At 33.4% G+C, this 6,740-nt stretch carries 9 protein-coding genes; 3 read left to right on the top strand and 6 right to left on the bottom strand.

Annotated features, from left to right (window positions below; translation table 11 throughout):
* The 3 genes from ABZC96_RS07355 to ABZC96_RS07365 all read right to left on the bottom strand — a co-directional run.
* Positions 1 to 1,068: ferredoxin oxidoreductase (locus ABZC96_RS07355; RefSeq protein WP_373030143.1), on the bottom strand; the 1,068-nt coding region annotated here is incomplete at its 3' end.
* Between the two features lie 12 nt (positions 1,069 to 1,080).
* Positions 1,081 to 1,794 carry a carbon monoxide dehydrogenase beta subunit family protein gene (locus ABZC96_RS07360; RefSeq protein WP_373030144.1) on the bottom strand — a complete coding sequence of 238 codons (714 nt, stop codon included), beginning with the start codon at positions 1,792 to 1,794 and terminating at the stop codon, positions 1,081 to 1,083.
* A gap of 749 nt (positions 1,795 to 2,543) precedes the next feature.
* The gene (locus ABZC96_RS07365) at positions 2,544 to 2,819 is read right to left on the bottom strand and encodes a GNAT family N-acetyltransferase (protein ID WP_373030145.1); all 276 of its coding nucleotides are present in this window, start codon (positions 2,817 to 2,819) and stop codon (positions 2,544 to 2,546) included.
* A gap of 343 nt (positions 2,820 to 3,162) precedes the next feature.
* Between ABZC96_RS07365 and ABZC96_RS07370 the strand changes: the two genes are divergently transcribed.
* Positions 3,163 to 3,531 carry a hypothetical protein gene (locus ABZC96_RS07370; protein ID WP_373030146.1) on the top strand — a complete coding sequence of 123 codons (369 nt, stop codon included), beginning with the start codon at positions 3,163 to 3,165 and terminating at the stop codon, positions 3,529 to 3,531.
* A 197-nt stretch (positions 3,532 to 3,728) separates the two neighbouring features.
* Positions 3,729 to 4,313, top strand: a complete 585-nt coding sequence (locus ABZC96_RS07375) for a hypothetical protein (RefSeq protein WP_373030148.1) — start codon at positions 3,729 to 3,731, stop codon at positions 4,311 to 4,313.
* A gap of 64 nt (positions 4,314 to 4,377) precedes the next feature.
* On the opposite strand, the gene ABZC96_RS07380 is transcribed toward ABZC96_RS07375, so the two are convergent.
* The 3 genes from ABZC96_RS07380 to ABZC96_RS07390 all read right to left on the bottom strand — a co-directional run bounded on the left by ABZC96_RS07380 (position 4,378) and on the right by ABZC96_RS07390 (position 5,961).
* Positions 4,378 to 4,818, bottom strand: a complete 441-nt coding sequence (locus ABZC96_RS07380; RefSeq protein WP_373030150.1) for a hypothetical protein — start codon at positions 4,816 to 4,818, stop codon at positions 4,378 to 4,380.
* A gap of 224 nt (positions 4,819 to 5,042) precedes the next feature.
* Positions 5,043 to 5,510, bottom strand: a complete 468-nt coding sequence (locus tag ABZC96_RS07385; protein ID WP_373030152.1) for a hypothetical protein — start codon at positions 5,508 to 5,510, stop codon at positions 5,043 to 5,045.
* Position 5,511: 1 nt separating this feature from the next.
* Positions 5,512 to 5,961 carry a hypothetical protein gene (locus ABZC96_RS07390; RefSeq protein ID WP_373030154.1) on the bottom strand — a complete coding sequence of 150 codons (450 nt, stop codon included), beginning with the start codon at positions 5,959 to 5,961 and terminating at the stop codon, positions 5,512 to 5,514.
* A gap of 473 nt (positions 5,962 to 6,434) precedes the next feature.
* Between ABZC96_RS07390 and ABZC96_RS07395 the strand changes: the two genes are divergently transcribed.
* A partial coding sequence (locus ABZC96_RS07395; RefSeq protein WP_373030156.1) for a hypothetical protein occupies positions 6,435 to 6,740 on the top strand: 306 nt, incomplete at its 3' end.

A 6,740-nucleotide genomic window follows, 5' to 3' on the forward strand; every position in this document is an offset into this window, starting at 1 on the left:
AGCTGCTTTAACTTCTTTACATAACCAACCAATAATGTTGTGCTCAGGAACGATTACCGCTTTAGCATTTTTCAATGCTTCTCTGATCTCTTGAGTTGGGAATGGTCTGATTGCTTTTACTTTAACAAAACCAACACTTAATCCATCTTCTTGAGCATATCTATGCGCTTCTCTACATTGTGCTGCAGCACAACCAGAACCAAGAACAAATACATCAGCTTCAGGGTTTTGAACTTCGATTGGTCCACCAAGGTATTCATAGATATATTTCATAGCACGCTTGTTTGAATCCCAAATCTCTTGTTGCCATACTGAGTGAATCAAGTAAGACATAAAGTTTGACTTTTGAACTGGAGCATCTCTTTGAATTCTAGCCGGTGGAGTTTCATTATCCATAGCTGGAACTGGAGCTGCAACTGGATCAAAATCAGGAAGACATAGTTCTTCTGACATCATGTCAACATAACCCTTAGCGTGTGTTACGAAGAAACCTTCTGTTGCAACAGCTACTGGAATATAAACATCAACTTTTTCTGTAATAGCAAATGCTGCCAATGTATAGTCAAATGTATCTTGCTGGTTTTCAGCATGAAGCATTACAGCACCACAGTGCATCATGTATGCCATTTCGATATTATCTGGCTGAATTGATAGCGGTGCATTTACAACACGTGTTAGAATACCAAGTACTGCTGGAACTCTATGTCCTGACCATGATACGATTGCTTCTAAACCTCTAAGAAGTCCTGGACCTGATGTTGCTGTAAACAGACGAACACCTGCTCTTGCAGCACCAGCGATTGCTGACATCGTACCAAGCTCTTCTTCAGCTCTATAGTACTCTTTAATGTGACCTTGAGCATAAATATCACCAACAAGGTGCATTACCTCTGATTGTGGTGTAATAGGATACGCAATTGCCATATCTACGTTTGCTCTTTTAACAGCTTCCGCCATCGCTTGGGCACCTGTAATAAAGTGCTGCTCTCTTGGAGCCTCTTTTAGTAGGTAATTAATATCTACTTTTGTTTTTGTTAATGTTGGTTGTGGTCTTTGACTTGCATCCATTGATTTTCTCCTTTATTCAGTTTCAGTAACATGTTCACCTTTTTTGGTCATGATGAGAGATCTATACTCGCCATAATCAGCCGGTGATAATGTACTGAAATCTTCTTTTTCTAAAGATGGATTTTCAGGTGGTAGAGTAGTTTCCCACTCAATGCCTAATTTATTTCTTTCTTCAATTACGATCTCTTTGAACTTTTGAATGTCTGATGCATGTAAATCTCTAATTGATGCCATCGCTTCTTCATGTCCCATATAAGCACATAATGCAGTCGTATAACAATCAGTACCAGCACGGATCATTCTAAGTGAAAGGTTTGCGTAGTGACAATGCACACCTACAAAAATACAAGCTTTAATTCTATTGTCTAAGATTGTTAGATTTGGGTGATTTGGATTGATTTCAGCCTTAACATCAATTTTTGGATATTTTGGTCTGTAATCTGGCATTGGAATGATTTTACAGTTTGGAATCTCAGATGCAAGATCTAATATAGCTGCAGCTTTTTCCGCAACATCATCTTTCCAGTCCCATAGAACTTGAGGACCAGGGAAGATTGTTGGATTGTCCCTTGTGAGTAATGCTCTAGCAGCATCTCTCATTGCCTCTTCAGGTGTGACAACATTACCATAAAGTAAAGCTGAACCTTCTGGTGCAAGCTCTACCCCCATCTCCGGTGCTGACGCAGGCATATACCCAGCAGGACCTTCTGTTACTCTTTTCGTCATAGTTGACTCCTTATATGTATGAAAAAGTTTCGAAAAATACACCAAATAGTGTATAAAACATTTTTAAATTCAGTGTATAGACATTTTTAAATTCATTATCGTTAGATACAAAGTTTTTCAAAGTAGAAAGTACCATCAAGGTACATTCAAATCTTTAAAAAACATGAATTTGTGTCTTATAGTATCGAATATAATTTAAATATGTATTATCAGAGCAATATGAAATCATATGTATTAGTAAAATAGTTACCATATGAAGCAACAGTTTTCTATAATAAACAAGATATAAGAATTATATATAAGATTTAGTTATATATTGACGCATTCTTTTATTACTATATTCTCATCATTTATACTAGGAGTTACTATGCCTTACAATGCTGCAGATAAAGGTACATAGTGTTAGTTTAATGCAATCATACTTAGATGATATTGTAAGCCCCTACTTCATCGTAGCCTTAGATAACGATTTAAAAAATCTCAAATAGTACAACTATTTTAAATTTTAATTATCTTTTGGCTTATAATGAGGAATAGAGAGCGAGATGATATAGATGATCCTTTTATACACATATATTTATAAGAATACTTTATCTTGAACTTTTGAGTAAAAATAGTTGTCAATCCTCATGCAGGTATGCGTTGTAGTAGTTGTAGTTTTGCTAAGATCTCCTACATGGAGGGTATAAGTAAAGAAACACTCATACTGATGAAGTCTAAATTTCTTTAGACTTCATTATTAAATAAATCTACGCAAATATATCACTTGCTTCTGGATGTTTTTCTTGATATTTTACTATATATGAACACTTAGCTACAGCTTTTTTATTTTCTTTTTTTATCTCTTGCAGTACATCTTCTAAAAGCATTCTAGCAAGACCTTTTCCGGCTAATGCCTCTGGTACTTGTGTTTCTGTTAAATGCATATTTCCATCTTGATCATCATAAGTAATATATGCTACATGACCATCTATATGGTATTCATATTTACATTCGTCAGCATTGTGAATTAGTGTATTAGACATTATATCTTCCTTTTATTTTTTGAGTATTTTATCATTTTAAATTAAAGATTTATACCTACAGGTATTTAACTTACTTTTGAGAGTATCAAATATAACCTAAGTTAGTCAATATAAAATGCTTTTGGTCCTTTGCTTTTTTTGTATATTTCTTAACAAATGACTTTAACTTTAAATTAGTAGAAGAAGATATAATTATGACATTTATAGCAATCAAAATAATTTCAGAAATTTACTTAGCATACAGACTGTAAGATATACAGTAGTGCATATGGTTTTATAGTTGGAATTGCTAAACCAATAAAAGTATTAGAAAGTTCTTTCAATACATTAACAAGGAGATATTATGAGTGAACAGGCAAGAATATTAGCAGAGATGCAAGAGATAATTATGAATATTCTAAAAAGTGGATCTGCCTCAGCGGAACAAGGTCATAGAATTGACGAACTTGAAGCTCTACTACATCAGCAAAAATGTTATAAAGAGATTGATCACAAAGAGTACTCTTATCAAGGAGAAGAAATAGCAGGTCTCTTCTTTGATGATCATTATATGGAAGCCATAGACAAAATGTGTGAGTGTGAAATTACACCTGATGATTTCTTTGGGTTTATAGAATACCATGATGAAGAAGAAGAGTTTACAGAAATGTTCACAGATGCATTTATCGCAGATGTAACTAAGGACTATCAATCGAAGTGTGAATCTAAGTAGCAGTAGGATAAGGTTTACTGAAATGTTGGACCATCTTAAATCTATATATAGATAAATATAGATAGAAAAGAAATCTTCTGGAAGTAATATCGTCTATCTTAACTGAAGTTGATATTATCATGAAGGTTAGTTATTTAATTGCAAACTGCAAAACGTAATGCTAAAATACAAATTAATTATTATGAGGTATCAATAATATGGCTGATAAAGAAACAAAGCGTTATATGGAATTACAGATGGAAGAACTTAAAGCTGCTCATGCAGAGAAAGAAGATTCTGCTCCAAAAAAGAATAGTAGAGATAATAGTAAAAATGCTGAGATCGCAAAAATGTATGAAGATGCAGCAGAGTATGAAGCAGACTTAAAAGGTTTTGAAGAAGAGTTAGAGATCGTAAATGCCAATGAGCTCAAAGATATCGCTACAGCATTAATTCAAAACTTTCCAAATGAAGACAGAGATTATGCGCAAGAGTTAAGAACTATATTGGAAACTGGTTGGACTCACTTTGTAGAAGTTGTAAAAACACATCCAAAAGAACAATTAGAGCTTATTAAAGAGACAGAATTTGGTGATGTTGTAGAGAAATTAAATACTTCATATCCAGATTATACCGGCGATTTTGAAACAGAGGTGAGAGATCTTTTGGTGAAAAGATGGGAAAACCTTATTACAATTAAGCAAGAGCATATTAAGCAAGAGTTGGCAGAAATCAAAACGACAGGTCTTAAACCAAAGTATGTGAAAAGAGTATATGAACAATTCCATGGAATTGCTAAGTAAATTATCAATTGGCAGGCTAAAATAAAAATTTTAGCCTATATAAAATCTCTGAAGGAGATAGCTTTTAGCCCATCTCTACAGAGTCTATCTCTGTTTTAAATTGTTCAATAGAGAAAGTAACCAAATTCGCTATCGCTTTTGCTGTATTTTTTAGATATGTAGGTGTTAAACGGATTTTACGTGTCGGTTTAGTATATTCACTCACAACATATGTCACTAAGATATAAGGATCTCCAAAAACATCACAAGTTTCTGTTGTTGTCGCTACTTCAGGTATACAATATTCAACGTCAATGTCTGGGTCTACCATCACATTATTAACAAGTGCTACAATTGCTTCCAATTTCTCTTTAGTTTCTTGTTCCGTTGCAATATCTTCTGGATTATTCAGAAGTGCTACAATTTTTTCTAGTTTTGCTTTAATTTCATTTTCCAATACCGTTTCTTCTGGATCATTCAAAAGTGCTACAATTTCTTCTAGTTTTGCTTTAATTTCGTTTCTCATGACAATTCTCCTAAAATAATATGGCTGATCATTTTAAATGACTAGCATGAAGTATGATAGTATTTTGCTTATAGTATTTTGCTTAGAAATCTCTCTAGTGTGTAAGAAATAATAAGAATTTATCTAAAAACAGTGAAGTACCAGCAAGGCAACTTATAGAATGTCTTGAGATAACCTGTAAAGACGATTAAACAAATATTTTTATCATACAATTTGATCTTTATTTATTTTGCATGAAAAGGAACATCATCTAAAGAGAAGTTTTTCAACTTATCAGTTATCCATTGATGTTCTCTGGAGTTTTCTTTGAGATAAAGATAGATCCCTTCCCCATCCTCATCATTTTGAATAAGTATACTATCGTTGGTATCTAGCTCCCAGGCAGTTAAAGATTCATATTCAACATATTCTTTTTGTATAACATAGCTTTGTAATGTTATCTCTTTCTCTAGAGAATAAAAAAGAAACCTTTTAGAAGCTATATCCTCTATCTTTACTGGAGTAGAAGAGTGTAAGTGATACATATTATATTCGAAGTTTTCCAAAAGTTCAGATAAAAACTCCTGAGTCCAGGCAAGCACTTGTTTCATACATTTTTTGGTTGCTGGATCTGTATTATCTCTATCCAAATATGATGTATTATAGTCTTTGCAGATGTTACTATAGTCTATGCCTATACCTATTTTTTTCATCTTAAGCCTCTTTTACCACGCTTACTTCATCTCCAACTGCGATTCCTCCATACTCTAGAGGCGTTACAAAAAGGCCACGCTGTCCATGAATAAGTTCAGGAAGCTCAGGTGCAAATGCATACAGGTAACGGTAATCCTCGCATGGTCCATTCACTTCAAAGAGCATTTCACCTATCTCAATGATCGATCCTTTTTTAAGATGATAAAGGTCAACATCTACATAAATATCCTCCATCAACAGACCTCTTTCAAAAACAAGTTCCGCTTCTTCTATGATGTCATAACTCTTTTTTGAAACTAAAACCATCATTTTGTCTACACCATTGTCATAGTCTCTACTACCTACGATACCATTTTCGTCACAGTCAAAGTCTTCAACCTTCATTCTGTGACCAGAGCGCATCATATCAGGCATTGTCATATATAACGATAATACTTTTCCGTTTGTCATCTGTTGTCCTTTATTATAATAATACAAATTTTGGGTGATACTAGCATAATTTATCTGTAATCTCATTACTTTTTTGAATTAGCTAAGTAAAATATCAATATATTAGTATATTTGGACACCGAAAAAGACATCTAGTTAATTTAAAGTTTTTAAAGCAAGTAATCAAGGGGATAAAATAGTTCAGCAGTGAGGAAACGAACACTTTATTAAATCCATTGAAAGCCTATTTTAGGGAATCTATAAACTAAATAGTTAGCTGTTGGAGAACAATTAACGTGCAGATTTGGCAGAGTCTGTTAAATAGGTATTTATATCACCTTAAAGGGGTATATATATACTGCTAACATTTATGCAAGAATTCCTTCTATAAAAGAATGAAAAGTATTGAAGTAAAATATTGTACTTGATTTTAGAATAAGTATTACAATTCAATTATATGTTAAAATTTTCCATAACGTCATACAAGGATCATTATGCAACAAAGAGTACAGATAGGAAAGAATTTTGATAAACAGCCAGACTGGAAAGTCAAGGTAGGTGTTCTGTTGATCTATATACCTCTACTCATTACAGTTCCTTTCGTTGCTCTTGGTATCTTATTTGTTAAGGGTCATTTAAGACTGCTCGGAGCACAAGGTGTCAAACCCTTTAGTGATTTTGTTCCCCATTGGGCTTCTCATCGCTATAATTATGACCGGCAGATTATTCATGGCGATAAAAAGAACTGGACAAACTTGAGATCTTACCGATTTTACTGGATATTCAACTGTAAGATCTAC

The sequence above is a fragment of the Sulfurovum sp. genome (assembly GCF_041551015.1).
In the GTDB taxonomy this organism is placed as follows: Bacteria; Campylobacterota; Campylobacteria; order Campylobacterales; family Sulfurovaceae; genus Sulfurovum.

Excerpts from the sequence above, each read along its gene's own strand:
- ABZC96_RS07365 (WP_373030145.1), bottom strand. The coding sequence starts at position 2,819 with ATGTCTAATACACTAATTCACAATGCTGACGAATGTAAATATGAATAC.
- ABZC96_RS07360 (WP_373030144.1), bottom strand. The coding sequence starts at position 1,794 with ATGACGAAAAGAGTAACAGAAGGTCCTGCTGGGTATATGCCTGCGTCA.
- ABZC96_RS07375 (WP_373030148.1), top strand. The coding sequence starts at position 3,729 with ATGGCTGATAAAGAAACAAAGCGTTATATGGAATTACAGATGGAAGAA.
- ABZC96_RS07385 (WP_373030152.1), bottom strand. The coding sequence starts at position 5,510 with ATGAAAAAAATAGGTATAGGCATAGACTATAGTAACATCTGCAAAGAC.
- ABZC96_RS07380 (WP_373030150.1), bottom strand. The coding sequence starts at position 4,818 with ATGAGAAACGAAATTAAAGCAAAACTAGAAGAAATTGTAGCACTTTTG.
- ABZC96_RS07370 (WP_373030146.1), top strand. The coding sequence starts at position 3,163 with ATGAGTGAACAGGCAAGAATATTAGCAGAGATGCAAGAGATAATTATG.
- ABZC96_RS07390 (WP_373030154.1), bottom strand. The coding sequence starts at position 5,961 with ATGACAAACGGAAAAGTATTATCGTTATATATGACAATGCCTGATATG.